27 protein-coding genes and 1 tRNA gene are annotated in these 24,902 nt (G+C 58.9%); 11 read left to right on the forward strand and 17 right to left on the reverse strand.

Annotation, left to right across the window (positions count from 1 at the left end; genetic code table 11):
* Positions 1-152: 152 nt before the first annotated feature.
* Positions 153-1,052 carry a DMT family transporter gene (locus tag SULPSESMR1_RS07675; protein WP_089422218.1) on the forward strand — a complete coding sequence of 300 codons (900 nt, stop codon included), beginning with the start codon at positions 153-155 and terminating at the stop codon, positions 1,050-1,052.
* Here the strand turns inward: SULPSESMR1_RS07675 and SULPSESMR1_RS07680 are convergent.
* Positions 1,039-2,583, reverse strand: coding sequence for a helicase HerA-like domain-containing protein (locus SULPSESMR1_RS07680; protein ID WP_089422217.1), 1,545 nt, complete (start codon positions 2,581-2,583; stop codon positions 1,039-1,041). The genes SULPSESMR1_RS07675 and SULPSESMR1_RS07680 overlap by 14 nt on opposite strands.
* A gap of 488 nt (positions 2,584-3,071) precedes the next feature.
* Here SULPSESMR1_RS07680 and SULPSESMR1_RS07685 point away from each other — a divergent pair, with 488 nt between their 5' ends.
* Positions 3,072-3,707, forward strand: a complete 636-nt coding sequence (locus SULPSESMR1_RS07685) for an invasion associated locus B family protein (protein ID WP_089420285.1) — start codon at positions 3,072-3,074, stop codon at positions 3,705-3,707.
* A gap of 82 nt (positions 3,708-3,789) precedes the next feature.
* Here SULPSESMR1_RS07685 and SULPSESMR1_RS07690 read toward each other — a convergent pair whose 3' ends face one another.
* The 4 genes from SULPSESMR1_RS07690 to SULPSESMR1_RS07705 are packed head-to-tail and all read right to left on the reverse strand — an operon-like array spanning position 3,790 to position 8,027.
* A complete protein-coding gene (locus SULPSESMR1_RS07690) occupies positions 3,790-5,001 on the reverse strand; it encodes a beta-ketoacyl-[acyl-carrier-protein] synthase family protein (protein WP_089420286.1) in 1,212 nt (403 codons plus the stop codon).
* The gene (locus tag SULPSESMR1_RS07695; RefSeq protein ID WP_089420287.1) at positions 4,998-5,264 is read right to left on the reverse strand and encodes an acyl carrier protein; all 267 of its coding nucleotides are present in this window, start codon (positions 5,262-5,264) and stop codon (positions 4,998-5,000) included. Before SULPSESMR1_RS07695 ends, SULPSESMR1_RS07690 begins: the two co-directional genes overlap by 4 nt.
* Before the next feature lie 38 nt (positions 5,265-5,302).
* A complete protein-coding gene (lpxD, locus tag SULPSESMR1_RS07700; RefSeq protein WP_089420288.1) occupies positions 5,303-6,394 on the reverse strand; it encodes a UDP-3-O-(3-hydroxymyristoyl)glucosamine N-acyltransferase in 1,092 nt (363 codons plus the stop codon).
* 25 nt (positions 6,395-6,419) lie between these two features.
* Positions 6,420-8,027 (reverse strand): L,D-transpeptidase family protein, encoded by a 1,608-nt coding sequence (locus SULPSESMR1_RS07705; RefSeq protein WP_089420289.1) that lies wholly within the window; start codon positions 8,025-8,027, stop codon positions 6,420-6,422.
* Between the two features lie 316 nt (positions 8,028-8,343).
* Here SULPSESMR1_RS07705 and SULPSESMR1_RS07710 point away from each other — a divergent pair, with 316 nt between their 5' ends.
* Positions 8,344-8,913: a YcbK family protein gene (locus tag SULPSESMR1_RS07710; RefSeq protein ID WP_089420290.1), complete on the forward strand. Its 570-nt coding sequence runs from the start codon at positions 8,344-8,346 to the stop codon at positions 8,911-8,913.
* A 234-nt stretch (positions 8,914-9,147) separates the two neighbouring features.
* Here the strand turns inward: SULPSESMR1_RS07710 and SULPSESMR1_RS07715 are convergent.
* The 10 genes from SULPSESMR1_RS07715 to SULPSESMR1_RS07760 all read right to left on the reverse strand — a co-directional run bounded on the left by SULPSESMR1_RS07715 (position 9,148) and on the right by SULPSESMR1_RS07760 (position 17,253).
* Positions 9,148-9,224 (reverse strand) — tRNA-Arg (locus SULPSESMR1_RS07715).
* A 149-nt stretch (positions 9,225-9,373) separates the two neighbouring features.
* Positions 9,374-10,594: a cysteine desulfurase gene (locus SULPSESMR1_RS07720; protein ID WP_089420291.1), complete on the reverse strand. Its 1,221-nt coding sequence runs from the start codon at positions 10,592-10,594 to the stop codon at positions 9,374-9,376.
* Positions 10,587-11,183: a YIP1 family protein gene (locus tag SULPSESMR1_RS07725; protein WP_089420292.1), complete on the reverse strand. Its 597-nt coding sequence runs from the start codon at positions 11,181-11,183 to the stop codon at positions 10,587-10,589. The genes SULPSESMR1_RS07720 and SULPSESMR1_RS07725 overlap by 8 nt, the downstream gene beginning before the upstream one ends.
* Positions 11,180-11,665, reverse strand: a complete 486-nt coding sequence (locus SULPSESMR1_RS07730) for a YIP1 family protein (RefSeq protein ID WP_089420293.1) — start codon at positions 11,663-11,665, stop codon at positions 11,180-11,182. The genes SULPSESMR1_RS07725 and SULPSESMR1_RS07730 overlap by 4 nt, the downstream gene beginning before the upstream one ends.
* Positions 11,665-12,948 (reverse strand): SufB/SufD family protein, encoded by a 1,284-nt coding sequence (locus SULPSESMR1_RS07735; RefSeq protein WP_089420294.1) that lies wholly within the window; start codon positions 12,946-12,948, stop codon positions 11,665-11,667. Before SULPSESMR1_RS07735 ends, SULPSESMR1_RS07730 begins: the two co-directional genes overlap by 1 nt.
* Positions 12,948-13,703 carry a Fe-S cluster assembly ATPase SufC gene (sufC, locus tag SULPSESMR1_RS07740; RefSeq protein ID WP_089420295.1) on the reverse strand — a complete coding sequence of 252 codons (756 nt, stop codon included), beginning with the start codon at positions 13,701-13,703 and terminating at the stop codon, positions 12,948-12,950. Before sufC ends, SULPSESMR1_RS07735 begins: the two co-directional genes overlap by 1 nt.
* Positions 13,704-13,730: 27 nt before the next feature.
* Positions 13,731-14,102, reverse strand: coding sequence for a hypothetical protein (locus SULPSESMR1_RS07745; RefSeq protein WP_157728983.1), 372 nt, complete (start codon positions 14,100-14,102; stop codon positions 13,731-13,733).
* Between the two features lie 3 nt (positions 14,103-14,105).
* Positions 14,106-15,632, reverse strand: coding sequence for a Fe-S cluster assembly protein SufB (gene sufB / locus SULPSESMR1_RS07750; RefSeq protein WP_240311312.1), 1,527 nt, complete (start codon positions 15,630-15,632; stop codon positions 14,106-14,108).
* A gap of 31 nt (positions 15,633-15,663) precedes the next feature.
* A complete protein-coding gene (locus tag SULPSESMR1_RS07755) occupies positions 15,664-16,734 on the reverse strand; it encodes a cysteine desulfurase family protein (protein WP_089420297.1) in 1,071 nt (356 codons plus the stop codon).
* A gap of 60 nt (positions 16,735-16,794) precedes the next feature.
* Positions 16,795-17,253 (reverse strand): Rrf2 family transcriptional regulator, encoded by a 459-nt coding sequence (locus tag SULPSESMR1_RS07760; protein ID WP_089420298.1) that lies wholly within the window; start codon positions 17,251-17,253, stop codon positions 16,795-16,797.
* Positions 17,254-17,451: 198 nt separating this feature from the next.
* Between SULPSESMR1_RS07760 and SULPSESMR1_RS07765 the strand changes: the two genes are divergently transcribed.
* The 5 genes from SULPSESMR1_RS07765 (at position 17,452) to SULPSESMR1_RS07785 (ending at position 20,969) form a co-directional block, all read left to right on the forward strand.
* Complete coding sequence (locus tag SULPSESMR1_RS07765) at positions 17,452-18,105, forward strand: alpha/beta hydrolase (protein WP_089422220.1); 654 nt, start codon at positions 17,452-17,454, stop codon at positions 18,103-18,105.
* A complete protein-coding gene (locus tag SULPSESMR1_RS07770; protein ID WP_089420299.1) occupies positions 18,105-18,341 on the forward strand; it encodes a hypothetical protein in 237 nt (78 codons plus the stop codon). Before SULPSESMR1_RS07765 ends, SULPSESMR1_RS07770 begins: the two co-directional genes overlap by 1 nt.
* Positions 18,342-18,350: 9 nt before the next feature.
* Entirely contained in the window at positions 18,351-18,968 is a 618-nt protein-coding gene (locus SULPSESMR1_RS07775) for an HD domain-containing protein (protein WP_089420300.1), read from the forward strand.
* A gap of 98 nt (positions 18,969-19,066) precedes the next feature.
* Positions 19,067-19,486, forward strand: a complete 420-nt coding sequence (locus SULPSESMR1_RS07780; protein ID WP_089420301.1) for a DUF7282 domain-containing protein — start codon at positions 19,067-19,069, stop codon at positions 19,484-19,486.
* 268 nt (positions 19,487-19,754) lie between these two features.
* The gene (locus SULPSESMR1_RS07785; RefSeq protein WP_089420302.1) at positions 19,755-20,969 is read left to right on the forward strand and encodes an NADP-dependent isocitrate dehydrogenase; all 1,215 of its coding nucleotides are present in this window, start codon (positions 19,755-19,757) and stop codon (positions 20,967-20,969) included.
* Between the two features lie 45 nt (positions 20,970-21,014).
* On the opposite strand, the gene SULPSESMR1_RS07790 is transcribed toward SULPSESMR1_RS07785, so the two are convergent.
* Together SULPSESMR1_RS07790 and SULPSESMR1_RS07795 are read right to left on the reverse strand one after the other, a co-directional pair.
* On the reverse strand, positions 21,015-21,806 hold the full coding sequence (locus tag SULPSESMR1_RS07790; RefSeq protein ID WP_089420303.1) for a class II glutamine amidotransferase: 792 nt from the start codon (positions 21,804-21,806) through the stop codon (positions 21,015-21,017).
* A gap of 3 nt (positions 21,807-21,809) precedes the next feature.
* Complete coding sequence (locus SULPSESMR1_RS07795; protein WP_089420304.1) at positions 21,810-22,016, reverse strand: DUF6356 family protein; 207 nt, start codon at positions 22,014-22,016, stop codon at positions 21,810-21,812.
* Positions 22,017-22,130: 114 nt separating this feature from the next.
* On the opposite strand from SULPSESMR1_RS07795, the gene SULPSESMR1_RS07800 reads away from it, so the two are divergent.
* From SULPSESMR1_RS07800 to typA, 3 genes are all read left to right on the forward strand, one after another.
* Positions 22,131-22,589, forward strand: a complete 459-nt coding sequence (locus SULPSESMR1_RS07800; RefSeq protein WP_089420305.1) for an Lrp/AsnC family transcriptional regulator — start codon at positions 22,131-22,133, stop codon at positions 22,587-22,589.
* 27 nt (positions 22,590-22,616) lie between these two features.
* Entirely contained in the window at positions 22,617-22,946 is a 330-nt protein-coding gene (locus SULPSESMR1_RS07805; RefSeq protein WP_089422221.1) for a DMT family transporter, read from the forward strand.
* A gap of 117 nt (positions 22,947-23,063) precedes the next feature.
* A complete protein-coding gene (gene typA / locus SULPSESMR1_RS07810) occupies positions 23,064-24,881 on the forward strand; it encodes a translational GTPase TypA (RefSeq protein ID WP_089420306.1) in 1,818 nt (605 codons plus the stop codon).
* Positions 24,882-24,902: the final 21 nt, after the last annotated feature.

Genomic DNA, 24,902 nt, shown 5'->3' on the forward strand with positions numbered 1-24,902 from the left:
AACATTGTCGTTCGGGCCTTTTGCTTTGAACACGCGCCACAAGGGCGGCATGGCGTGGATAGAGATCGTAACGGATTGCCATGATCGCCGACATCTGGCCTTCGCTTGATTTTGCTGACAAAGATCGCCGGACTCACAACACTGAAGATCCAATGACACCCATCCAGACACCCCAGCGCGACAACCTGATCGGCAGTCTTTTCATGATCGGATCGATGGGTGGTTTCGCTGTCGAAGACGCATTTATCAAAGCTGCGGCACAAAACCTGCCCGTGGGCCAAATTCTGATCATCTTCGGCATGGGCGGTGCGCTGTGTTTTGCACTTCTGGCCCTTGCCAGCGGTGCCCCCCTGTTTCCACGCGCCGCCATGTCGCGCACCATGCGCATCCGCAGTCTGTTCGAGATGACGGGCCGTCTGTTTTATGTCCTTGCGATTGCGCTGACACCGCTGTCGTCGGCAACCGTCATCTTGCAGGCGACACCGCTGCTGGTGGTTGCAGGTGCGGCGCTGGTCTTTGGCGAACAGGTCGGGTGGCGCCGATGGAGCGCAATCATCATCGGCCTGATCGGCGTAATCATCATCGTACAGCCGGGCACCGACGGGTTCTCGGCGCTGTCGATTCTGGCCATCATCGGCCTGATCGGCTTTGCTGGCCGTGATCTTGCCAGCCGCGCGGCCCCCAGATCGCTGGGCACGGCAGTTCTGGGCTTTTACGGCTTTCTGGCGGTGATCGTTGCGGGCGTGGCATTTTCTCTGTGGCAAGCGGTGCCGTTCATCTGGCCCGATCCGGTTACAATGCTGTGGCTTGCGGGCTCTGTCGGTGCAGGTATCACCGCCTATTCCTTTTTGATGCGCGCCATGCGCACCGGAGAGGTGTCAGCCGTTACACCTTTTCGCTATACGCGGTTGCTGTTCGGCATCGGGCTGGGCGTCTTTGTCTTTGGCGAAACGCCTACAACCGCCACCTTTGCCGGTGCCGGTTTGATCGTGCTGTCGGGCGCATTCATCATGTGGCGCGGCAAGAAAATTGCCGCGCCTACCGCCCCTTGAACAACCCGCCCAAGATGCCGCGCACGATGCGGCGGCCCGTTGTGCCCGTCAGTTCCTTGACCACCATCCTGGTCATTTGATCACCAAAACTGGTGGTGCTGCGCGTCGCCCGCGCGGTCGACCGCGTGACCCGCGTGCCGGAATAGCGCCGCCCCGCGTTAAAGTCGCGCACGGCGGGGTCTTCGGCCTCTTCCGCCTGCTCCTCGACCTTGGCGGCCTCGGCGGCGGCCTTGGTTGCGCGTTCCTTGAGGATTTCGAAGGCAGATGTCCGGTCCAGCGGCGTATCGTACTTTCCCGCCATCGGCGAGACGGCCATGACCCCTGCCCGCTCGTCCGGTGTGATTGGCCCCAGTTGCGACGAGGGCGGACGAACCAGCGTTCGTTCCACGATCCCCGGCACACCCTTTTTCTGCAACATCGAGGTCACTGCCTCACCCACACCCACCTCACGGATGGCCTGTTCCGTATCAAAGGCGGGGTTCTCGCGGTAGGTCTCTGCGGCCATGCGCAGTTCCTTGCGATCCTTGGCGGTAAAGGCACGCAGGGCGTGTTGCACGCGGTTGCCCAACTGCCCAAGGATGTCGTCGGGTACGTCCGCAGGGTTCTGGGTGATAAAATAGACACCTACGCCCTTGGACCGGATCAGGCGCGCGACTTGTTCGACCTTGTTGACCAATGCCTTGGGCGCGTCGTCAAACAGCAGGTGCGCCTCGTCAAAGAAAAACACCAGCTTGGGTTTGTCCGGATCGCCGACCTCAGGCAATTCTTCGAACAATTCGCTCAGCAGCCAAAGCAGGAAGGTCGCATAAAGCTTGGGCGACCCCATCAGTTGGTCCGAGGCCAGAATGTTCACCATGCCCCGCCCGTCCGCATCGCAGCGCATCAGGTCGGCCAGATCCAGCGCCGGTTCCCCGAACAACTTGGCGCCACCTTGGTTTTCCAACACCAGCAAACGCCGCTGAATGGCCCCGATCGACGCCGTAGACACGTTGCCATATCGCAAGGACAAATCTTTGGCGTTTTCACCGATCCAGACCAGCAACGCCTGCAAATCCTTAAGATCCAGCAGCGGCAGCCCCTCTTCATCGGCCAGACGGAAGGCGATGTTCAAAATGCCCTCTTGTGCCTCGCTCAGTTCCAGAAGCTGGCTTAGCAACAGCGGCCCCATCTCGGATACGGTGGTGCGCACGGGGTGGCCCTGTTCACCGAACAGATCCCAGAATGTGACCGGAAAGGCCGTATAGGAATAGTCGGCAAACCCGATCGTGGCCGCGCGTTCGGTAAATGGAACATGCAGCTTGTCATTGGCGCTGCCCGCTTTGGACAGACCGGACAAATCCCCCTTAACGTCAGCCATAAAAACCGGTACGCCTGCGGCTGAGAATCCTTCGGCCAAAATTTGCAGCGTCACCGTTTTGCCGGTGCCCGTGGCCCCCGCAATCAGCCCGTGGCGATTGGCGTATTTCAGGCTTAGCCCTTGTTTGGTGCCATAATCCGGCCCGCCGCCGCCCACGAATACTGCGTCTTGCATCTGTATGTCCTGTTCCTTGCCGGTTCTGCACCTGGCAAAACCTGTCGTACCGACCATACTAACTTAACTTTTCAGGGCCATAGTGATTTCCATTCCGCACCAAGATGTCCTTCAGGTGTGGGGTAACTTCCTCCCTGTCAGACTGGTCGTGCCTTCGGGTGCGGCCTTTTTTGATAGAAAAACAGGCGAATCCCCTGCCCGCGACGGGAAATTTTGTTGAACCATCTACAATATGCGTTTCTGCGCTGATTTCCGGTTGACCGGTTATGTGTCATTGCCTAGGCTCTGATCAAAATAAGTCGGCCAGTCCGACGGGGAGAAATCATTTGAAAAGAGGGTCCTTGCGGATCCTCTTTTCTATGTGTCACGATGTGATTGAAAAACGGCAGAAAACTGCCTGATTTCGCTACTTTTCATTTCAGCCACCCCTGACAGTGCCGCGCGCGCGTGCTAACTGAATCCCAAAGCAACCAAGTCTGGAAGTTAAGATGTCATATACAATCAAAACACTGGTGCTGACCGCCGCTCTGGCGATGAGCGCGCCCGTGGCTATTCTGGCGCAGGAGACGACCACCGAAGGCGAAACGCCCAATGTCGAAACCCAATCCGGCAGCGCCTCTGAAATTGAATCGCAGCTGAGCCTTGGCGCTGATGCGGATGCCGATCCCGAACTGGGCAAACCCTATACCGCCGAGACGGTTGGTGCGTTTGAAATGCGCTGCATCAAGACAGAAGAAGAAAAAGACCCCTGCCAGATGTACCAGTTGCTGGACGATGGTGAGGGTGTTCCGGTTGCAGAATTCTCGCTTTTCCGTTTGCCTGAAGGTGGCAAAGCCGTTGCTGGGGCGACCCTTGTTGTACCGCTGGAAACCTCGTTGCCCGCACAGATGAAAATTTCGGTGGATGGCGGCCCTGCGCGGACCTACCCCTATGCGTTCTGTAATCCCGTTGGTTGCTACGCGCGCATCGGTCTGGTCGAGCAAGATGTGGCGGCTTTCCGTCGCGGTGCCAAAGCAACCATCACAATCGTGCCCGCATTGGCCCCCGATCAAAAGGTCGAACTGGACCTGTCGCTGAAGGGTTTCACTGACGGATTCGACAAAGCATCGGTGATCGAACAATAACTCTGCCGTTTATGGCATGAGCCAAGGCCGCGCCCCACATCGGGCGCGGCCTTTTTCATTTGGTAGTAGGGGTTTGCCCTGCTCAGGCGAACTTGCGCAGGGCCAGTACTGCGTTCATGCCGCCAAAGGCAAAGGCATTGGACAAAGCCACATCGACCAACGCATCTCGGGCTTCGTTCGGAACCACATCAAGAGCGCACTCGGGGTCCAGTTCTTCATAGCCGATGGTGGGTGCAATGACGCCGTCGCGCAGGGCCATTATGCAGGCCAGCAACTCTACCGCGCCGGTGCCGCCGATCAGGTGGCCGTGCATCGACTTGGTGGACGAAATCATCAGCTTGTCCGCGTGCGGGCCAAAGACATCCGCGACGGCAGCACATTCGGTTTTATCATTCGCCGCAGTTCCGGTGCCGTGGGCGTTGATATACCCCACCTCGTCCGCGTTAACCCGTGCATCGGCCAGCGCGCCCGCCATTGCACGCGCCGCACCATTCTTGGATGGCATCACAATGTCGCTGGCATCCGACGACATGGCAAAACCAGCCACTTCGCACAGTATCTCGACACCACGTTTACGGGCGTGTTCCATATCCTCAAAGACAAAAACGCCCGCGCCTTCGCCCTGCACCATGCCGTTACGGTTGGCGCTGAACGGGCGGCAGGCATCGCGCGACATCACGCGCAAACCTTCCCACGCCTTGACCCCGCCAAAGCACAGCATAGATTCAGAACCGCCGGTGATCATCGCCGGTGCCATACCCGTGCGCACCATCTGGAACGCTTGTGCCATCGCGTGATTGGACGACGCACAGGCCGTCGAGACAGTAAACGACGGCCCCTTGAGGTTGTGCTCGATGCTGACGTGGCTGGCCGCGGCGTTGTTCATCAGCTTGGGCACAACAAAGGGGTGAACGCGGTTCTTGCCCTCTTCGTAGACGCTGCGATAGTTGGCATCCCAAGTGCTGACCCCGCCCCCCGCTGTGCCCAGCACCACGCCGGATTTGGCGGACAATTCGCCACTGAAAATCAGACCGGACTGGCTGATCGCCTCTTTGGCGGCGGCCAGAGTGAATTGGGTGAACCGGTCATACAGGCTCATTTGCTGGCGGTTATAAAGACCCTCGGCCTCGAAACCGCGCACCTGCCCGCCGATGCGGATGGCCAGACGGTCCACGTCCTGAAACTCCAGCGGACCAATGCCACAGCGACCTTCACGCATGGCCTCCATCGTGTCGGCCACGTTGTGCCCCAGCGCGTTGACAGTGCCCGCGCCGGTGATGACCACGCGTTTCATACGGCGTCCTTTTGCTCCGCCATCAGCTTTTCGATGCCAGAGACAATGGACGCTACGGTCGAGATGTCAAAATCGCTTTCGCTGGGATCGTTGGCGTTGAAGGGCACCGAGATGTCGAATTCTTCCTCGATGGCGAAAATGCTCTCGACCAAACCCAAGCTGTCGATTCCCAGACTTTCCAACGTGCTGTCCATCGTCACATCCGATGGCTCAAGCACAGCCTGTTCAGCGATAATTGCGATAACCTTGTCCTTGACGCTCATATGGTCGTCCCCCCATTGGTCCACGGTTCGCGAAAGACTTAGTCACTGTTGTCCGACTTGAAAACCGATTTTTGCAAAGCAGCGACATCGCGGAACAGGCGCGGCAGGCGGCGCAGTGCCTTATAGGTCTCTAGCTGGGTTTCCATTTTGGTCGCCGGATAGCCCAGCATCACGCGGCCCGCAGGCACCGAAGACAGAACCTTGGTGCCGCCGCCACAAATGACGCGGTCGCCGATGGTCAGGTTGTCGCCCACGCCGGTCTGGCCGCCCAGAACCACGTTGTTGCCCACCACGGTTGATCCGGCCACGGCAGAGGCCGCACACAGCAGCGTATCGTTGCCAATAACGCAGTTGTGGCCAACCTGAACCTGATTGTCGATCTTGGTGCCATTGCCGATGCGGGTGGCGCGGATCGTGCCACTGTCGATGGTCGAGTTTGCACCCAGTTCGACATCGTCACCGATGACGACAGCGCCCAGCGAATGGATGCGCGCATAGGCCTGCGGCTTGGCGTCATTGTCCGCCCCCAGCGAGGCGCGCGCTTGTTCGGCACCTGAAACTTCGGGCGTGACAAAAGAGAACCCGTCAGGGCCGACACGCCCCCCCGGCTGCGCGATAAAGCGGGCGCCGATCTGGCAATAGGCGCCGATGGTGACCTGTTCGCGCAAATAGGCTCCCGCGCCCAGCACCGCCTGCGTGCCGATGAAACACTGTGGACCGATCACGCTGCCCGCACCGATTTTGGCCCCTGCCATAACGACACACAAAGGCCCGATGCTGACGTCCTGCGCAATTTCGGCTGTGTGGTCGATCACTGCACTGGAGTGGATACCGCTGCCAAAGCCCTGCCCGCGGTCCATCATCCGCGTCAGCCCCGACATGGCAAAGCGGGGCCGCAAAGGCACAATCGCCGCCTCAAGGCCCAACGCCTGCCAGTCGGCACCCTGCCACAACACAGCGGCGCGTGCGCCGCCTTTGGACAGGCTTTCGGTGTATTTGGCAGAGGTGGCCATTGCCAGCTGGTCGGGTGTGGCCAAAGCAGGTTCATTCACACCCGAGATCAAAAGGTCAACGGCGCCAAAGGCTTCTGCCCCCAGCGCCGCTGCAATCTCTTTCACTGTATAAGGCATATCATTTCCCCTTTTGGGGACTGAATTACCCTTGAACCGCGCGCAAGGCCACCCCTGCTTGCGACAGGGCGTTCCAGATCTTGGCGTCACGTCCATAGACGTCACGGCGGTACTGAGTGTGACCCTTGGGCGTAGTGAACGCAGTGCGATAAACAATATGCACCGGCACCGGTTGTTCCAGCATCACTGTCTGCTCAGCGCCTGTGGCCAGTTTGGACTGGAACAGCCCCTTGGGATCGTTCGTTTGCTTGGCCAGCAGCGTATAGGCAAAGTCGAATGGATCGGCCAGACGCACACAGCCATGGCTGAACGCGCGGGATTCACGGTTGAACAGGTTTTTGGACGGTGTGTCGTGCAGATAGATGTTGTAGCGGTTGGGAAACATGAACTTGACCAGACCCAGCGCGTTGCCCTTGCTTGGCGGCTGGCGCATGGCAAAAGGGAAAGTTCTGGCAGTGTACTGGCTGAAGTTCACCGCACCGCGGTTGACGCGGCGGCCCTTGCTGTCCGTGATCTCAATGTGGCTGACCGCGTTGGGGTTCCGTTGAAGCGCGGGCAGATACTCCTTGGTCACGATCGAACGCGGGACGTACCAGCTGGGGTTGATGACCATGAATTCCATCACATCGGAAAACTCGGGCGTCGGACGGTCGGAGTTTGTGGCCCCCACCACCGAACGGGTTTCGAAGGTCAGCTTGCCATTGTCAAAAACCTTGGCGGTGAAATCGGGGATGTTCACCAGAATGTGGCGACGGCCACGTTCCTGATTGACCCAACGCTCGCGCTCCATCGCAACGATGACCGATTGCAGACGCTCTTGCACCGAACGGTTCAACTCGACGATGGTGGATTGCCCTGCCACACCATCAGCGGCCAGCCCGTGAGCCAGCTGGAACTGTTGAATGGCGGCTGTCATCTTGGCGTCATAGGTCTGGCCCGCCGAGCGGTCGAGAAAACCCATCGCCATCAGACGGTTGCGCATGATCACCACGGCATTGCCCGACTGACCGGGTTCCAGCGAACCCGTTGGCACTTTCTGACCCCAGCCACCTTTGGCCAGCAACCGCTCCATTCGCAGTTTTTCTTTCATCAGCGCGGTGTATTCTTGGGTTTTGGGTGGCAACGCCTTGAGGAAACCGGAAGGCGACGACTTTACGAAATTCACCAGATAGGACGTGCGATCACGGTATGGCACCTGACGCACAATGCCACGGTCAATGCGCGAAGGCACCAGAACGCCGGTCTGCACATCGCGCGAATACTGCAAGAAAACGCGGCTGATTTCGACCTCGACCAGACCCAGATCACGGGGAGATTGGGCCGCTTTCATCTTGGCCACCAAGCCGTCGGGATCATAGCGCGACACCGGCAGCCCGTGATTGCCCGCACTGTTCAGCGTCTTGATCAGCTCGGCCCTGCGCTTCCGCTCGCGGCCCGAGCGGCCGGTCCAGATGCTTTTGTAACCGTTGGCCTGATAAAAGGCCGCGATGTCCTTGTCGCGGGAAGCGGCTTCGGCGACAGCCTGTTTGAATGCAGTGACCTGCGCAGAGGCGGGTGTTGGTACGCTCCATAGCGTGAAGATCGTGGCCAGCACGGCGAAAACCGCCCAAACTCTGTTGCTCAAAAGCGTCATAAATCCCCCAACCGGAATGGTCTCAAACTGTTGCTGATGCTTTTCCTACGGCGGAGGGTCTGCTGTCCACTCACATTTACGAGGGAATTTGGATAAGTTTCTCCCCTGCGGCGGGCTTGCATCGTTCAAGGGCCAAAAAGACACAGACGCCAAATTATGCGCAAAAATTCGCCTAAAACTCTTGATAGATGGAACCTGTGGGATTCAGCACTTGGTTAACGATTCTTGCTATGTAATACAGATCCTACATCTGGGGATGAGATGAAATTGACCGTGTAACATCACGGGCAGGCAGACTTACGGGACGCGCAGACATATGAATGACACTCGCTCTACGGGTATGACCCGCCGCGCTCTTTTGGGCGCCTTTGCTGCAGCCACAGTGACCGCAGCACCGACATTCGCCAACGCAGCCGGCTTTTTGCGCGGCGCTGGCGACATCCGCCGCATCAAGATGTATTCGGGCCGCACAGGCGAACGCCTGGACATGATCTATTGGATCGAAGGTAATTACATCAAGGACGCGGTCAAGGAAATCAACCATTTCATGCGCGACTGGCGCACCGATGACGTGGTGAATATTGACCTGCGCACGGTTGATATCATGGCCGCAGCGCACAATCTGATGGACATCAACGAACCCTATATGTTGCTGTCAGGCTATCGTTCGCCCAAGACCAACGCCATGTTGCGTTCGCGCAGCAGCGGCGTTGCCAAGAATTCCCTGCACATGCACGGACAGGCCGCCGACCTGCGACTGGCGTCGCGGACGGTCGGTCAGATGGCGAAAGCGGCATCCGCCTGCCACGGTGGCGGCGTCGGGCGCTATTCAGGTTCGAATTTTGTGCATATGGATTGCGGTGCAGTCCGCACGTGGGGTGGCTGAACGCCACCTTCCGGCAGGTTTGCGAAAAAGGGCGCCCGGGTGGCGCCCTTTTTGCTGCGCGGCTGAGGGGGACTGCAAGGAAACTCGGGGGATGAGAACAGCAGTGTCGCGCAGATATAGGTGTAACGCCGGTCCGCCGGAAGAGTTCCACATCCAGAGCGTGTTATTTCGGGAATCGTCAGAACGTCGATACGCGCGGCATAAAACTGGTGTGAACTTACAGATTTGGGGAAATGGCGGACCATAGAGGATTCGAACCTCTGGCCTCTGCCTTCGGAGGGCAGCGCTCTATCCAGCTGAGCTAATGGTCCACTTGGGGCGGTATAGCTTTGAGGCCGCTGGCCTGCAATTGTTAAATGCCTTGCGGAGTGCAGATCTTGACCGAGAGGACGGATGGGGGCCAGCCCCCCCGCCCTGCGGGCATCCCCCGGGATATTTGTGGCCAAAAGAAACCGCGGGATCAGGCGAACAGCTCATGGGCAAGCTCCAAAGCGTCGACCAAGGCATCGACTTCTTGCGTTGTGTTATACATTCCGAAAGACGCGCGGCAGGTGGCGGTGACGCCAAGATGTTCCATCAGCGGACCTGCACAGTGATGTCCCGCGCGCACGGCGACGCCCTTTTTGTCCAGAATGGTCGAAACATCATGGGCGTGGGCCGCCCCGTCGAGAGTAAAGCTGAAGATCGCGCCCTTGTCAGGTGTTGTGCCCTGAAGTTGCAGCCAGTTCAGCCCGCCCAGGCGTTGCACCGCATAGTCGCGCAGGGTCGCCTCGTGGTTGGCAATGGCCTGCATGCCGTGGCCCATCATGTAATCCAGAGCAACCCCAAGGCCGATCATCTGGACGATGCCCGGAGTGCCAGCCTCGAATTTCATGGGGGGATCGTTGTAGGTGACCGTGGCTTTGGAAACCTCGCGGATCATGTCCCCACCGCCCATGAAAGGCTGCATTTCGACCATCCGGTCGGGATGCACATAGATCGCGCCCGAACTGGAGGGGCCATAGAGTTTGTGGCCGGTGATCGCGTAGAAATCGACGCCGAGCTCCTGGACGTCCACCGGCATGTGGACGGCGGCCTGACTGCCATCAACCAGCACGGGCACGCCTTTGGCGTGGGCCCCTTTGCAGATCGCCTTCACGTCGACATGGGTGCCCAGAACGTTGGACATATGGGTGACGGCCACCAGCTTGGTTTTGGGTCCAATGGCGTCGATCACGGCCTGCGGGTCCAGTGCGCCGGTGCTGTCCACGTCGATCCATTTCAACACCACGCCCTGACGTTCCCGCAAGAAGTGCCAGGGAACGATATTGGCGTGATGTTCCATGACGCTGAGGATAATCTCGTCGCCCGCCTGAAGGCGTGGCATGGCCCAGCCGTAGGCAACCATGTTGATGCCTTCGGTGGTGCCTGAATTGAAAATAATGTCGTCTTCGGAACCCGCATTGAGGAACCGCGCGATGGTGCCGCGCACGGCTTCGTATTTGTCGGTGGCCATATTCGACAGGTAATGCAGGCCACGGTGTACATTGGCGTACTCGTGGGCATAGGCATTGGTGATCGCGTCGATCACCACCTGCGGCTTTTGTGCCGAGGCACCGTTGTCGAGGTAGACCAGCGGTTTCCCATTCACGTCACGTGTGAGAATCGGAAAGTCAGCCCGTATTTTTGCAACATCATACATTGGCATCCATGCCCCACATTCCCAAACCGGTCACCATCAACACGATGACGATGGCAAACATAAACGCCATCATAAGCCCCACCATCAGGCCGAATGCCTTCCAGGCCGAATTGAACAACAACGCCTGAGCAACAAAGTTCGCCATCACCCAAAGCCCGATAAACATCACGGCCATCGCAAACATGCCTGCCAGCGCCGGCGACACAAAGGCCAGCACCAGCACGATCGCCTGCGCCACGGCCCGCAGCGCCTGCAACCACGTCAGCACCACGGCGATGTCTTCCAGCTTGCCCTGCCCGCCGATTATCTTCCCCCCCCACAACAACGCGTGACAGGACACAATCAGCCCACCGGCCAGCAAAATGAACAGCATCAGCGGGTTCATCACGATCGCGGGCATTTCGATGGGCGAGGGAAACAGCACCTCGGACAGGCCAGCAAGGATCGCATTGCAGCAGCTGACCAGCACAAGAGCCGTCCAGATCACGCTGCGCGGCAATTGCCAGTTGATCAGCACCGCTGCCGCCGCACGCGGAGTGCGCAAGGACAACGCTGCCAGCCCACCCCAATCCAGATCACGCGTGCTCATGTTTGAACCCTTTCCTGAGCGAGGGAGCCGCCGATCCAGAACCAGCAGAAGACCGACAGCCAGACCACACCGACAGTCGTCAGTGCAGGACCAGCTCCGATAAAGCCCGCCACCAGACCGTGCAGCAATATCAACGGGCTGGCAGCCAACAGCGCCCAGAACAACGCCAGCCGCGCACCATAGCCCGTGCCATGACCGCCCAGCAGGCGACCCAAAAACCGCGCCAAAAAGGCCAGCACATAAAGCACCAACGGCATGATAAAAATCCACGCCAGCAGCGCACCGCCCATCAGCATCTGGAAATCCTGCCCTGTCAGATGCGCCTCACGCGAGAGACGCGGCAGTTGTGCCACAAAGACGATCAGGCAGCCTGCCATCACATAGACCAGCGCACGATCTTCGCGCGTGCCCTGAGCAAGCTGCTTGCGGATCACCGAAGCCGGCCCCCGATAGGTGGCCACGATGTCGGTTGTGACGGCCATCAGCTGCGGTGACGCTCAAGCCAACCCGCCATGCGGGTTTCGATGTCGGCGCGCAGATCCTCGTCCTCGATTTCCTGAACCGCTTCGGCCAGAAATGCCAGTGTCAGCAGGTCGGTCGCCTGATCAACCGGCACCCCGCGCGAACGTAAGTAAAACAGGCCCTCTTCGTCGATCGCCCCCGAGGTCGAACCATGTGAACAGGCCACGTCATCGGCGTAGATCTCAAGCTCGGGTTTGGCCAGAAACTGGCTATCGCCGTCCAGCAACAGCGACTGGCTGATCTGGTAGCCATCGGTTTTCTGTGCGCCTGCCTTGACCAGAATCTTGCCCTGAAACACGCCGGTTGCACCGTTGCGCAGCACCTTTTTGAACACCTGACGGCTTTCGCAGTTCACCGCGTCGTGGGTGATAAAAACCGTGTCGTCGTGGTGGAAATCGCCGTCACCAACGCAGGAACCGGCCACGTGGGCGACCGCATCGTCGCCAGTCAGTTCAAGGATGCACTCGTTGCGTGTCATCTTGCCGTTGGCAGTCATGGTAAAGGATTTGAATGTGCTTTCGGCACCCAGACGGCCAAAAAGATGGGTCGCCGCCAGCCGCTGGTGATCGCGCCCTTGCGTCCGGATATGGTGGAACGCAGCAGTATCGGCCACATCGACTTCCATCACTGTGTTCAGCCGCGCCGCAGCGGGGCCGCTTTCCAGCAGGGTCAGCGAAGTGCCCTGCTCCAGCTTGATGACGTGGTGCAGCATCACGTCGGCGCTGTAGCTGGCGCGGTTGTAGATCACGTTGACCGGCTTGGCAGGCTGGCCCGTTACACGGATCAGCACACCGTCGGTGGCAAAGGCGGTTGTCAGCGCAGCCAAAGGCCGCGCTACGGGCGTTTGCCCTGCGGTTTCCAGCGTGCCGTGCAGCGATTGCGCCCAGTGAATGTCCGCAGAGGTATCGGCCAGACGGCTAATTTCAATGCCTTCCAGCGCAAGATCGTCCGAAGCATCGGCATCGAACACACCATCGACAAAGACCAACCGCAGGCAGGGCTGGCCGTCCATCAGCGGCGCTTCGTCGTTGTCAAAGACTTCGGCGGCGGGTGTACCGGATTGCACCAATGCGTCGGGACGGGTGAATTTCCAGTATTCGTCACGACGCCCCGGCAGGCCCATCGCACGCAGCCGCGCCAGTGCATCGGCGCGCGACACTGCCGACCAACCGGCTTGCGGCAGCTCCAGCGTGCTGATGCGTGCCTCGGTCTCGGTGGTGTTGATCTGTTTGGGGGCTGCCATTACGCCACCTCGGTCAGGATGTCTGCGTAGCCGTTATGTTCGACTTCAAGTGCAAGTTCGGGACCACCGGTTTTGATGATGCGACCATCGGACATGATGTGCACAACGTCGGGTTTGATGTGATCCAGCAGACGTTGGTAGTGGGTAATCACCAGAAAACCGCGACCCTCGTCGCGCAGGGCGTTCACACCTTCGGACACCAGTTTCATCGCATCAACGTCCAGACCGGAATCGGTCTCGTCGAGGATGCACATCTTGGGCTCCAGCATTGCCATTTGCAGGATTTCATTGCGCTTTTTCTCGCCACCCGAAAAGCCGACATTCACAGGGCGTTTCAGCATATCGGCGTCGATCTTCAGCGTCTTGGCCTTGGCGCGGATCACCTTGAGGAACTCGGCGGCGCTCATTTCTTCTTCGCCGCGCGCTTTGCGCTGTGCGTTCACAGCGGTGCGCAGGAATGTCATATTGCCCACACCGGGGATTTCCACGGGATACTGGAAAGCAAGGAAAAGACCGGCAGCCGCGCGTTCTTCGGGTTCGATGTCCAGCAAGTCGACGTCGCCCAGATGGGCCGTGCCTTCGGTCACCTCGTATCCGGGGCGGCCCGCCAGAACATAAGAGAGCGTCGATTTACCCGAACCGTTCGGGCCCATGATCGCGTGGACCGTGCCCGGTTCAACCTCAAGGTTCACCCCCTTGAGAATTTGCTTTTCTTCTTCTTCAAGTTGTACGTGCAAGTTATTGATCTTCAACATATCTTTCTCTTCCTTCGTCTCAGGGCGTCATGCTGACGCCATATGCGGTGCGGCACGCCAAGGTGCCGGAAATGTGGTTTTCAGCGCGGCGCGGGCACGGGCGACTTCCTGTGCATAGGCCTGCGGAGCCTGGGCCGTGGCCAGATCAAAACCTGCAATATCACCCAAAGCGACAGGTGCAATCAGGCTGCGGCCAACACCGGCTGCATAGTCGTGATGCTTCAGATGATCCTGCCCCGTGGGCGTGACCCAAGTTTTGGGCACACCGTAAGCGTCAGAGACGATCAGGCCGTGCAATGACGAGGCGAACACATGGGCTGCCACCATTGCTGAAATCGCGTCACCGAAGTTCGGCACCGCTTTCCACCAATGTAAACCTATGGCGTCACCCAAAGCCATGCTTCAACCCACCGACCCTTCCAGCGAGATTGCGACAAGTGCTTGTGCTTCCATCGCAAATTCCATCGGCAGCGCCTGCAACACGTCCTTGCAGAACCCGTTGACCACCAGCGCCACAGCCTCTTCCTCGTCCATGCCACGGCTGCGGCAATAGAACAGTTGGTCGTCGTCTACCTTGGATGTGGTCGCCTCATGTTCAACGCGGCTGCTGTTGTTCTTGACCTCGATATAGGGAACGGTGTGCGCCCCGCATTTGTCACCGATCAACAGGCTGTCGCACTGGGTATAGTTGCGCGATTCCTTGGCCTTTGGGTGCATCGACACAAGCCCGCGATAGGTGTTTTGCGCGCGCCCTGCGCTGATCCCCTTGGAGACGATGCGCGATTTGGTCCGCTTGCCCAGGTGCACCATCTTGGTGCCGGTGTCGGCCTGCTGCATGTTGTTGGCGATGGCGATCGAATAAAACTCGCCCTGACTGTCGTCACCGCGCAGGATGCACGAGGGGTATTTCCACGTCACAGCCGAACCGGTTTCCACTTGGGTCCACATCACCTTGGCCCGGTCGCCCCGGCAATCGGCGCGCTTGGTCACGAAGTTATAGATGCCGCCCTTGCCGTTTTCGTCGCCGGGATACCAGTTCTGAACGGTCGAGTATTTCACTTCGGCGTCTTCTTCGATGATAATCTCGACCACGGCGGCGTGCAGTTGTGCGATGTCACGCGCCGGTGCGGTGCACCCTTCCAGATAGGACACATAGCTGCCCTTGTCTGCAATGATCAGCGTGCGTTCGAACTGGCCGGTGTTTTCGGCGTTGATGCGGAAATAGGTCGACAGCTCCATCGGGCAGCGCACGCCCGGCGGCACATAGACGAACGAGCCGTCCGAAAACACCGCCGAGTTCAGCGTGGCATAAAAATTGTCCGAAACCGGAACCACCGAACCAAGGTATTTTTTGACCAGTTCGGGATGTTCGCGGATCGCCTCCGAGATCGAGCAGAAGATCACGCCGGCCTTTTTCAGTTCGGCCTGAAACGTGGTGCCCAGCGATACGGAATCAAACACCGCATCCACAGCGACCTTGCGGCCTTCGGCAGGCACGTTTTCTGCGCCCTCGACGCCGGCCAAAATCATCTGCTCTTTCAGCGGAATGCCCAGTTTTGCATACGTGTCCAACAGCTTGGGATCGACATCGTCCAATGACTTGGGTTTGACCTCCATGCTTTTGGGGCGGGCATAGTAATACTGGTCCTGAAAGTCGATTTCAGGGTATTCGACCATCGCCCAATCGGGCTCTTCCTTGGTCAGCCAGCGTGCATACGCCTCGAGCCGCCATTCGGTCATCCACGCCGGTTCTTCGTTTTTCTCGGAAATCAGCTTTACGATGTCCGGCGTCAGCCCTTTGGGGGCATATTCCATTTCGATATCTGTGTTCCAACCGTGCTTATACGCACCGCCCACTTCGCGGACTGCGTCTACGGTCTCTTGATCGACGCCTTCTTTTACGCCGTCATTTTCCAATACTTTGTCCAAACCAGACTTCCTTCCGTTCAGGCGCTGCGCTTTAGGCGGCGCGCGCCTCATGTTTTCTCAGCTTGCCGGTCCATGCTTCTATGAACCGCAGCACGTCATCTTCCGTCGTCTCCAGCCCCAGCGATACGCGCAGCGCGCTGGCAGCATCGGCGGGCGCAAAGCCCATTGCAGTCAGCACACGGCTGGCGCGCACTTTGCCGCTGGAACAGGCCGACCCTGCCGATACGGCAAATCCTGCAAGATCCATCTGCATCACCTGCGTTTCACCCTTCCAACCGGGGGTCACAAAACAGCTGGTGTTGGGCAATCGCCCATCCATATGACCGGAGTCCAGATCAACCAACTCTTTCCCGACAAAAATAGTCTTCTTCGACGCAGCCTCAACCCCGTTTTCTAGAATATTTCTAAGTTCTGCAACCCGATGCCAGCGCCCGTCCGTGACATCGCGCACCGCAGCCTTGGCGGCGGCGGCAAATCCGGCCATGCCGATGATGTTTTCCGTGCCCGACCGGCGGCCCATTTCCTGCCCGCCGCCCTTGATCTGCGCGGGCACGTCTTGCCCGCGACGCAAGACCAGTGCGCCAATGCCTTTGGGTCCTCCCAACTTGTGCGCCGACACCAATGCCATACGCGCACCCGAGGCCATAAAATCCAACGGCAGCTTGCCAAAGGCCTGCGTCATATCGCAAACCGCGATGCCTGCGGGCACCTGCTGAAACACGCCGGTTTCGGAGTTCGCCAGCTGCAGCACGGATGTCGCCGGGTCGCCAACGGTTACACGCCCTTGCGCATCCACGTTCAGGGCATCCCGCACCCAAGCCCCCACAGCGTCATGCTCGATCGCGGCACCCGCCAGATCACGCCCCGAACAGGCAAGACCTGCGGCCTCGGTTGCACCGGACGTGAACACAATATCGGCATCCACCGCCCCCAGCGCCTCGGCCACGTCCATACGTGCGCGTTCCATCAGCGATTTGGCCGCGCGCCCTTCGGCGTGCACGCTGGACGGATTGCCCAACACATCCATCGCCGCAATCATCGCCGCGCGCGCCTCAGCCCGCAAAGGGCTGGTTGCATTGTGATCCAGATAAACCCGCATCATACCTTCTTTGGTTCAAAAACGTTCTGGAAGAGACCCGCAGAAGCGGGGCTGGCCCTGCTGTTATTCGTCCACCACAGCAAACAGGTTCGGCACCGCCGGACAAGGCGCCAGTTCGTTGTCGATCACATCCGACAGCCGGGTCTGGTGCAGAAACACATAGACATGCGCGCTTAGCCCTTCCCACAGACGGTTGTTCAGCGACTGCGCACGGCTGCCAGAGGTGCCACCAGACGCCCCTGCCCCTTTGTGCATCGCGTCAACCTTTTCATCGACCGCCTCGAGTACGTCGACCACACGGATGTCCGAAGCCGCCCGCGCCAAACGATAACCGCCACCCGGTCCGCGCACCGACGCCACCAGATTGGCGCGGCGCAGTTTCACGAACAACTGTTCAAGATACGGCAACGAGACCGACTGGCGGGTTGCGATGTCACCAAGGTTGACCAAAGTGCCCTCGGGCTGCAGCGCGATGTCGGACAGCGCCACCATCGCGTAACGACCTTTTGTCGAAAGTTTCATGTTACACACTTCCCAATCTTAACTGCCTTCAAGACAGGCTTAACGCAGTGACAGATTGACCTCTGCGCGCCAAGAGCCTACATCCCTTTGAATCGCAATGGACAGAGTTGCCCGTTGCTCCATTTAGAACCGTTCTAAGGTAGCTGAGCGATTTCGTCAAGAAATCCGGACCTTGAAACGCCAAATCACAGGATGCCCATGCCCGAGGTCATTTTTCCCGGACCCGAAGGCCGCCTCGAAGGCCGCTACCACCCGCAAAAAGAACGTGACGCTCCGATTGCAATCGTTCTGCATCCCCACCCCCAGTTTGGCGGTACGATGAATCACAAGGTGGTTCACCGGATGCACTATGCTTTCTACAACATGGGATTTACCGTATTACGGTTCAACTTCCGTGGCGTGGGCCGTTCGCAAGGCGAATACGATCAGGGCATTGGCGAGCTTTCCGATGCGGCATCGGCGCTGGATTACCTTCAGTCGATGAACAACAATTCAAAGCACTGCTGGGTTGCCGGTTTTTCCTTTGGTGCATGGATTGGAATGCAACTGCTGATGCGTCGCCCCGAGATCACCGGCTTTATCTCGGTGTCGCCGCCTGCCAACATGTACGATTTTTCGTTTCTGGCACCCTGCCCCGCATCGGGTCTGGTGATCAACGGTACGGCTGATCGCGTGGCCCCGCCCGCGGATACAACGGCGCTGGTGAATAAGCTGCACGAGCAAAAGGGCATCACCATCACCCACACCGAGGTCGAAGGTGCCGGTCACTTCTTTGAAGAACCGCATCTGGACACGTTGATCGGCACCACCACTGACTATGTGAAACGACGCCTGACCGAAAACAGCCGCTGATGACCGATCCTTCTGTTCAGGAGATGGCCAACAAGCTGGCCGAGGAATGTATCGCCGTCCAACGCAAGATCGGCGATGATCGGCTTTTTATGAAGCTGGGCGAAGTTCTGGGCGCATCGTCGCAAACGCTGGAAGAAGCGTTTCTGACGGCGGTGCGCACGCGGCTTGCCGAACAGCAGGGCCGTGCCTTTCTCGTCAAAAAGCTTAAAGAGTTCCAATCCCAAGCCGACGTGTAACCAAGTGTCATGCCCCAAACCACACCTCTGATCGACCTGACCCCGGACCAGCAAATCCGTCTGGACCGGCAGATGGAATTCCTGCGCGAGATGGACAAGCTCAAGAGCGTCCTGCGCGGCACCAAGCTAATCAATAAATCACGGCGTGAAAACTCTGCCGAACATTCGTGGCACATCATGCTTTATGCTGCGGTGCTGGCCGAACATGCAGGGCCGGATGTGGACATAGCCCGCGTCCTGCGGATGCTGCTGATTCACGACATTGTCGAAATCGACGCAGGCGACGCGCCGATCCACGGGCATGTGGATCACGCCGCAATGGAGCTGAAAGAAGCTGCCGCTGCCGACCGTCTGTTCAACCTGCTGCCCGCCGATCAGGCCCGCGCATTCCGCGCGCTCTGGGACGAATTCGAGGCCGCCAAAACCCCTGACGCCCAATTCGCCAAAGCAATCGACCGCACCCAACCGCCCGTGGGCAACCTGCACAGTGGCGGCGGATCGTGGATTGAATACAATGTCACAATGGACCAGATCGACACCCGCGTCGGCGTGCCCATCAACCGCGGTGCGCCGGTGCTGTGGGCATGGCTGCACCCGTTACTGAGCAACTTTTTCGCGAAACGCTGATTTTTTCATTTCCTGTTGAAACTCTCTGCCCCCGCCTGCGTGTCTGTCACCAAGCGGATCAGAGATCGTCTGACTGCGCACGACAGAACATGAGGATTATGAAAATGAAAACCACATTGATCGCACTTGCTCTTTCCGTTTCCGCGACCGGCGTGTTCGCCGCCGCACATGCCATGGCACCTTCCGTCGAAGCCGCAGACCAAGCCATTGATAATGGTGTTGTGTCCGCCGACAAAGTTGTTGCTGGCGAAAACGGTTGGCTCGTTGTGCACCGTACCGATGCCGACATGAAACCCGGCCCCGTCGTCGGCTATGCGCCGTTGCGCAAGGGCGACAACATGGACGTGGCCGCCATCCTTCAGGAAGACGTCGCTGCGGGTGACATGCTGATGCTGATGGTGCACAGCGAAGCCGGTGGTATGAAAACCGGCGTTTTCGAATACACACTTGGTGCCAAAGAAGACGGCCCGATCAAAGTTGACGACAAGCTGGTCATGCAGGTCATCACAGCCAAGTAATGCGCTGCTAAGCCTTAGCGTGCCACTCAGGCGCGGACATATGACAGACCAAGCGCCGTCGCCTCCTCTTGGCGGCGGCGCTTGGCTGTCTGCAGCACTAAAAAACGGCCCGTGTACGCCGCACCTGTGCCCGCCGCGTGGGCATCCGCTGGGACAATGCTAAACCTGACGCGACAAAACGGTATACATTTGTATACACCCTTTCCGCCTGCCCGCTTCTGCGCTAGACCCGTGCCAACCCAAAACATCCTTTGAAAAGGTGACGCGCATGAGCAAGATCAAGGTGGACAACCCCATCGTCGAGATGGATGGCGATGAAATGACCCGTATCATGTGGGATTTCATCAAAAAGAAACTGATCCTGCCCTATCTGGACATTGATCTGCTGTACTACGATCTGGGAATCGAGGTGCGCGACGAGACCGACGACCAGATTACTGTCGATGCCGCCGAAAAAACCAAGGAAGTGGGCGTCGCTGTCAAATGCGCGACCATCACCCCCGACGAAGCGCGGGTCGAGGAATTTGGCCTCAAACGCATGTACCGTTCGCCAAATGGCACCATTCGTAACATTCTGGGCGGCGTCATCTTTCGCGAGCCGATCATCTGCTCGAACGTGCCGCGCCTGGTGCCCGGATGGACGCAACCGATTGTCGTGGGCCGCCACGCCTTTGGCGACCAGTACCGCGCCACCGATTTCCGCTTTCCCGGCCCCGGCAAGCTGACGATGAAATTCGTCGGTGAAGACGGCCAGACTATCGAGCGCGAAGTGTTCGACGCCCCCTCCTCGGGCGTTGCGATGGGCATGTATAATCTGGACGAGTCGATCTATGACTTTGCCCGCGCATCGCTGAACTACGGTCTGATCCGCGGCTATCCCGTGTATCTGTCAACCAAGAACACCATTCTCAAGGCCTATGACGGGCGGTTCAAGGATATCTTCCAAGAGGTCTATGAGGAAGAGTTCGAGGACCAGTTCAAAGCAGCAAAGATCTGGTACGAACATCGCCTGATCGACGATATGGTTGCCTCGGCAATGAAGTGGTCGGGCGGCTATGTCTGGGCCTGCAAGAATTACGATGGCGACGTTCAGTCCGACACAGTGGCGCAGGGCTTTGGCTCTTTGGGTCTGATGACATCATTGCTGATGACCCCGGATGGCAAGATCGTCGAGGCAGAGGCGGCACATGGCACCGTCACGCGCCACTACCGCCAGCACCAAAAGGGCGAGCAGACCTCGACCAACTCGATTGCGTCGATATTTGCGTGGACCGGCGGGCTGAAGCATCGCGGCAAGCTGGACGGGAACACCGCGCTGACCGACTTTGCCAACACGCTGGAAAAAGTCGTCGTGGACACGGTCGAAAGCGGCTTTATGACCAAGGATCTTGCGCTGCTGGTCGGCCCCGATCAGGGCTGGCTGACAACGATGGGCTTTTTGGAAAAAGTCGACGAGAACCTGAACGCGGCCCTGAACGGGTAAGCACATCGAACCAAAGGCCGCCCTTCGCAGGCGGCCTTTGGCGTTTCAGGCAGCTGCTGCCACGGCGTACGACATCGGGGTGATGATCACGCCCGCGTCCGTAAACGCGGCCAGATGTCCGGCGGGCAGTTCGATCCAGCCCGCCTGCCCCGGCTCTGGCGGTTCGGATACCACGAACCAGCCCAGATCATCCGGCCTGCGCCGGTAGTAAACCGTGGGCGCGATGTGGTCGGTCGAATAGCGCAGCACGAACAGCCGGTTTCCGTCCATCCACGCCGCCGAAGACCGCAAGTGTGGCGTGGTGCCATCGGTGCGCGACATCGCCTCCAACCGCGCATGGGCCGTGACCATCGCCGCCTCTGGCGCGTCGTCCAGACCTTCTTCGATCGCGTAAAGGAACAGCAATTCGCTGTCTGTTGCACCACGCCGTTGCGCATAAAGCGCGTCCGAGACCCCCATATCCGCCAGCCTGCGAAACCGGTCAAAGCCACCGACCTGCCCGTTGTGCATAAAGCTCCAGCGGCCGCAGGCAAAAGGATGGCAATTGTTGCGGCTGGTCGCAGATCCGGTCGTGGCGCGCACATGCGCCATAAACGCATGACTTTTAACGGTACGGCACAGCGCCATCAGGTTCGGGTCTGACCACGCAGGATAGACATCGCGGTAAAGTCCCGGCTCGGGTCTGTCACCATACCACGCAACGCCCACACCGTCGCCGTTCAGCGCCGTCTTGCATTCGCTTGCGGCGCGCGACTGATGCACCAGCGAATGGCCGGGGCTGCTGACCAGCCCGTCCATAAAGATCGGCGCACCGATGTAAGCCGCCCAACGGCACATCGGTTATTGACCCCGGTTGTGGGTCTGCGCATACATTTGCGCAATCATCCGGCTGGCGGTTTTTTCGAACAGACAGGGGATCACTGCGTGGACCAGCGCCGCACCGCCCGCCGCAAACAACCGCACCGCAAAACGTCCTGCAAACAACAGATGCTCAAAATAGCTTTCATTGACGGTGCGCGGATGGCTGAGGAAAATGCGTGCGATCATGGGTTTGCTCCTGTTTCTGAGTGCCCAACTTGCCAGTTTTCACTTTGGAACGGGTCCCAAATTAAGCGGTGATGCGCTGTTGCATTGGGATGCCTTCCACAGTATTGAGCATATATGTTGAATTTTGACGACATCGACCGCAGCCTTCTGAGTGAACTGCAACGAGATGCCAGCCAATCGCTGGATTCGCTTAGTGACGTGGTGGGCCTGTCGCGCAACGCCTGCTGGCGGCGCATCCGCCTGATGGAAGACGCAGGCATTATCACCGCTCGTGTCACATTGGTCGACCCCGCCAAGATTGGCCTGCCGCTGATGGTCTTTATGCAGATCCGCACCGGCAGCCACGATCCCGACTGGCAGTCCAGATTTGCCACCGCCGTCAAGACCATCCCCGGCATCCTCAGCGTCTACCGCATGACCGGCGATCTGGATTACCTTGTGCGAGCACGCGTGGCGGACATGGCAGGCTATGACCGCTTGTATCAACAACTGATCGCACGCTTGCCCGTGGCGGATATTTCGGCCAGCTTTGTGATGGAAGACATCAAGGACAGCACGGCCCTGCCGCTCTGACGCCCGCAAAAGGAACACCCCTTGCCCCTGCATTATCTCTGGCTGTTTATCGCCATCGTCACCGAGACAATCGGCACCACGGCGCTGCAAGCCTCGCAGCAGTTTTCACGGTTCTGGCCGTCGGTGGCTGTGGTGGCGTTCTATGGTGCGTCGTTCTATTTCATGGCGTTGGCGCTCAAGGTGATGCCGGTGGGCATTGTCTATGCGATCTGGTCCGGTCTGGGGATCGTACTGATCGCAGGCATCGGCTATGTCTTGTTCGGTCAAAGGCTGGATCTGCCTGCGGTCGCAGGGCTGGCTCTGATCATCGCGGGGATTCTGGTGATACACCTGTTCTCGAACAGTGCCCAACACTGATCAAGACGCAGGTTTGCGCCAATTGTTGACCGCCAAGGGCGCCAAAACCCTTTTTCACTGGCCTTTGCTGCACCCGCACGGTATGCGCGCGGCAACTTACCCTTAAAGGCTGAACCTATGGAACTGCGCAACATCGCAATCATCGCCCACGTTGACCACGGAAAAACAACATTGGTCGACGAATTGCTGAAACAATCGGGCACCTACCGCGAAAATCAGGCGACCACCGAACGCGCGATGGACAGCAACGATCTGGAACGCGAACGCGGCATCACGATCTTTGCCAAACCCACGTCGGTGGAGTGGAAAGGCACGCGGATCAATATCGTTGACACCCCCGGCCACGCCGACTTTGGTGGCGAAGTCGAACGCATCCTGTCGATGGTTGACGGTGTTGTGCTGTTGGTGGACGCCGCAGAAGGTCCGATGCCGCAGACCAAATTTGTGACCTCGAAAGCGTTGAAACTGGGCCTGCGCCCGATCGTTGTGGTCAACAAGGTCGACAAAGCCGACGGCGAGCCCGACCGCGCGCTGGACGAATGTTTTGACCTGTTCGCCAACCTTGATGCGACCGACGAGCAGTTGGACTTTCCCACCATGTACGCCTCGGGGCGCAATGGCTGGGCAGATATGGAGCTGGACGGTAAACGCGACGGTCTGGACGCCCTGTTCGACCTGATCCTGAGCCATGTGCCCGCACCCGCACAGGTCGCAAATGCCGACCAGCCCTTCAGCATGCTGGCCACCACCTTGGGCGGCGACCCGTTTCTGGGCCGCCTGCTGACAGGCCGCGTTGAATCCGGCACCGTCAAAGCGGGCCAGACCATCAAGGCGATGTCGCGCGACGGCAAGCTGATCGAAAATTTCCGCTGCACCAAGATCCTTGCGTTCCGCGGTCTGGACCAAACCGCCATCGACGTTGCCGAAGCCGGTGACATCGTGTCGATCGCAGGCATGACTAAAGCCACAGTGGCCGACACGCTGGCCGATGCCTCCGTAACCGAAGCGATCCCCGCCCAGCCGATCGATCCGCCCACCATCACCGTTACATTCGGCATCAACGACAGCCCGTTGGCAGGTCGTGACGGCAAAAAGGTGCAAAGCCGCGTCATCCGTGACCGTCTACACAAAGAAGCCGAAAGCAACGTCGCCATCAAAATCAGCGATACCCCCGGCGGCGAGGCGTTCGAAGTCGCGGGCCGTGGCGAATTGCAGATGGGTGTTCTGATCGAAAACATGCGCCGCGAAGGCTTTGAGCTGTCGATCTCGCGTCCGCAGGTTCTGTTTCAGGATGTCGACGGCGTCCGCCACGAGCCCATAGAAGAGGCCACCATCGACGTGGATGACGAATATTCGGGTGCCGTGATCGAGAAAATCACCGGCGCGCGCAAAGGCGAACTGGTCGAGATGAAGCCCGCAGGCGCTGGCAAAACCCGCATCGTGGCCCATGTACCATCGCGCGGCCTGATCGGTTATCACGGTGAATTCCTGACCGACACCCGCGGCACCGGCGTGTTGAACCGCGTGTTCCACAGCTGGGCACCGCACAAAGGCACCATTCCGGGCCGTCGTGCCGGCGTTCTGATTTCCATGGAAAACGGCACATCCGTGTCCTATGCCCTGTGGAAACTGGAAGACCGTGGCAAGTTCTTCATCGGCGCACAGGAAGCGGTCTATACCGGTATGATTATCGGTGAGCACAGCCGCGAAAACGATCTGGAAGTGAACCCGCTGAAGGGCAAACAGCTGACCAACGTGCGCGCATCGGGCACCGACGAAGCTGTGCGTCTGACCACGCCGATCACTCTGTCACTGGAAGAGGCGATTGCCTATATCGACGATGACGAACTGGTCGAAGTAACGCCCAATGCGATCCGTCTGCGCAAACGCTATCTGGATCCGCACGAGCGCAAGCGAATGGCCAAATCGGCCTGATCCGGCTGAACCAAGATGTGA

The organism is Pseudosulfitobacter pseudonitzschiae (assembly GCF_002222635.1).
Lineage (GTDB): Bacteria > Pseudomonadota > Alphaproteobacteria > Rhodobacterales > Rhodobacteraceae > Pseudosulfitobacter > Pseudosulfitobacter pseudonitzschiae_A.

Bases quoted from the DNA above. Each gene is read 5' to 3' on its own strand.
- SULPSESMR1_RS07675 (WP_089422218.1), top strand. From the start codon at position 153: ATGACACCCATCCAGACACCCCAGCGCGACAACCTGATCGGCAGTCTT.
- SULPSESMR1_RS07680 (WP_089422217.1), bottom strand. From the start codon at position 2,583: ATGCAAGACGCAGTATTCGTGGGCGGCGGCGGGCCGGATTATGGCACC.
- SULPSESMR1_RS07685 (WP_089420285.1), top strand. From the start codon at position 3,072: ATGTCATATACAATCAAAACACTGGTGCTGACCGCCGCTCTGGCGATG.
- SULPSESMR1_RS07690 (WP_089420286.1), bottom strand. From the start codon at position 5,001: ATGAAACGCGTGGTCATCACCGGCGCGGGCACTGTCAACGCGCTGGGG.
- SULPSESMR1_RS07695 (WP_089420287.1), bottom strand. From the start codon at position 5,264: ATGAGCGTCAAGGACAAGGTTATCGCAATTATCGCTGAACAGGCTGTG.
- lpxD (WP_089420288.1), bottom strand. From the start codon at position 6,394: ATGCCTTATACAGTGAAAGAGATTGCAGCGGCGCTGGGGGCAGAAGCC.
- SULPSESMR1_RS07705 (WP_089420289.1), bottom strand. From the start codon at position 8,027: ATGACGCTTTTGAGCAACAGAGTTTGGGCGGTTTTCGCCGTGCTGGCC.
- SULPSESMR1_RS07710 (WP_089420290.1), top strand. From the start codon at position 8,344: ATGAATGACACTCGCTCTACGGGTATGACCCGCCGCGCTCTTTTGGGC.
- SULPSESMR1_RS07720 (WP_089420291.1), bottom strand. From the start codon at position 10,594: ATGTATGATGTTGCAAAAATACGGGCTGACTTTCCGATTCTCACACGT.
- SULPSESMR1_RS07725 (WP_089420292.1), bottom strand. From the start codon at position 11,183: ATGAGCACGCGTGATCTGGATTGGGGTGGGCTGGCAGCGTTGTCCTTG.
- SULPSESMR1_RS07730 (WP_089420293.1), bottom strand. From the start codon at position 11,665: ATGGCCGTCACAACCGACATCGTGGCCACCTATCGGGGGCCGGCTTCG.
- SULPSESMR1_RS07735 (WP_089420294.1), bottom strand. From the start codon at position 12,948: ATGGCAGCCCCCAAACAGATCAACACCACCGAGACCGAGGCACGCATC.
- sufC (WP_089420295.1), bottom strand. From the start codon at position 13,703: ATGTTGAAGATCAATAACTTGCACGTACAACTTGAAGAAGAAGAAAAG.
- SULPSESMR1_RS07745 (WP_157728983.1), bottom strand. From the start codon at position 14,102: ATGGCTTTGGGTGACGCCATAGGTTTACATTGGTGGAAAGCGGTGCCG.
- SULPSESMR1_RS07755 (WP_089420297.1), bottom strand. From the start codon at position 16,734: ATGATGCGGGTTTATCTGGATCACAATGCAACCAGCCCTTTGCGGGCT.
- SULPSESMR1_RS07760 (WP_089420298.1), bottom strand. From the start codon at position 17,253: ATGAAACTTTCGACAAAAGGTCGTTACGCGATGGTGGCGCTGTCCGAC.
- SULPSESMR1_RS07765 (WP_089422220.1), top strand. From the start codon at position 17,452: ATGCCCGAGGTCATTTTTCCCGGACCCGAAGGCCGCCTCGAAGGCCGC.
- SULPSESMR1_RS07770 (WP_089420299.1), top strand. From the start codon at position 18,105: ATGACCGATCCTTCTGTTCAGGAGATGGCCAACAAGCTGGCCGAGGAA.
- SULPSESMR1_RS07775 (WP_089420300.1), top strand. From the start codon at position 18,351: ATGCCCCAAACCACACCTCTGATCGACCTGACCCCGGACCAGCAAATC.
- SULPSESMR1_RS07780 (WP_089420301.1), top strand. From the start codon at position 19,067: ATGAAAATGAAAACCACATTGATCGCACTTGCTCTTTCCGTTTCCGCG.
- SULPSESMR1_RS07785 (WP_089420302.1), top strand. From the start codon at position 19,755: ATGAGCAAGATCAAGGTGGACAACCCCATCGTCGAGATGGATGGCGAT.
- SULPSESMR1_RS07790 (WP_089420303.1), bottom strand. From the start codon at position 21,806: ATGTGCCGTTGGGCGGCTTACATCGGTGCGCCGATCTTTATGGACGGG.
- SULPSESMR1_RS07795 (WP_089420304.1), bottom strand. From the start codon at position 22,016: ATGATCGCACGCATTTTCCTCAGCCATCCGCGCACCGTCAATGAAAGC.
- SULPSESMR1_RS07800 (WP_089420305.1), top strand. From the start codon at position 22,131: ATGTTGAATTTTGACGACATCGACCGCAGCCTTCTGAGTGAACTGCAA.
- typA (WP_089420306.1), top strand. From the start codon at position 23,064: ATGGAACTGCGCAACATCGCAATCATCGCCCACGTTGACCACGGAAAA.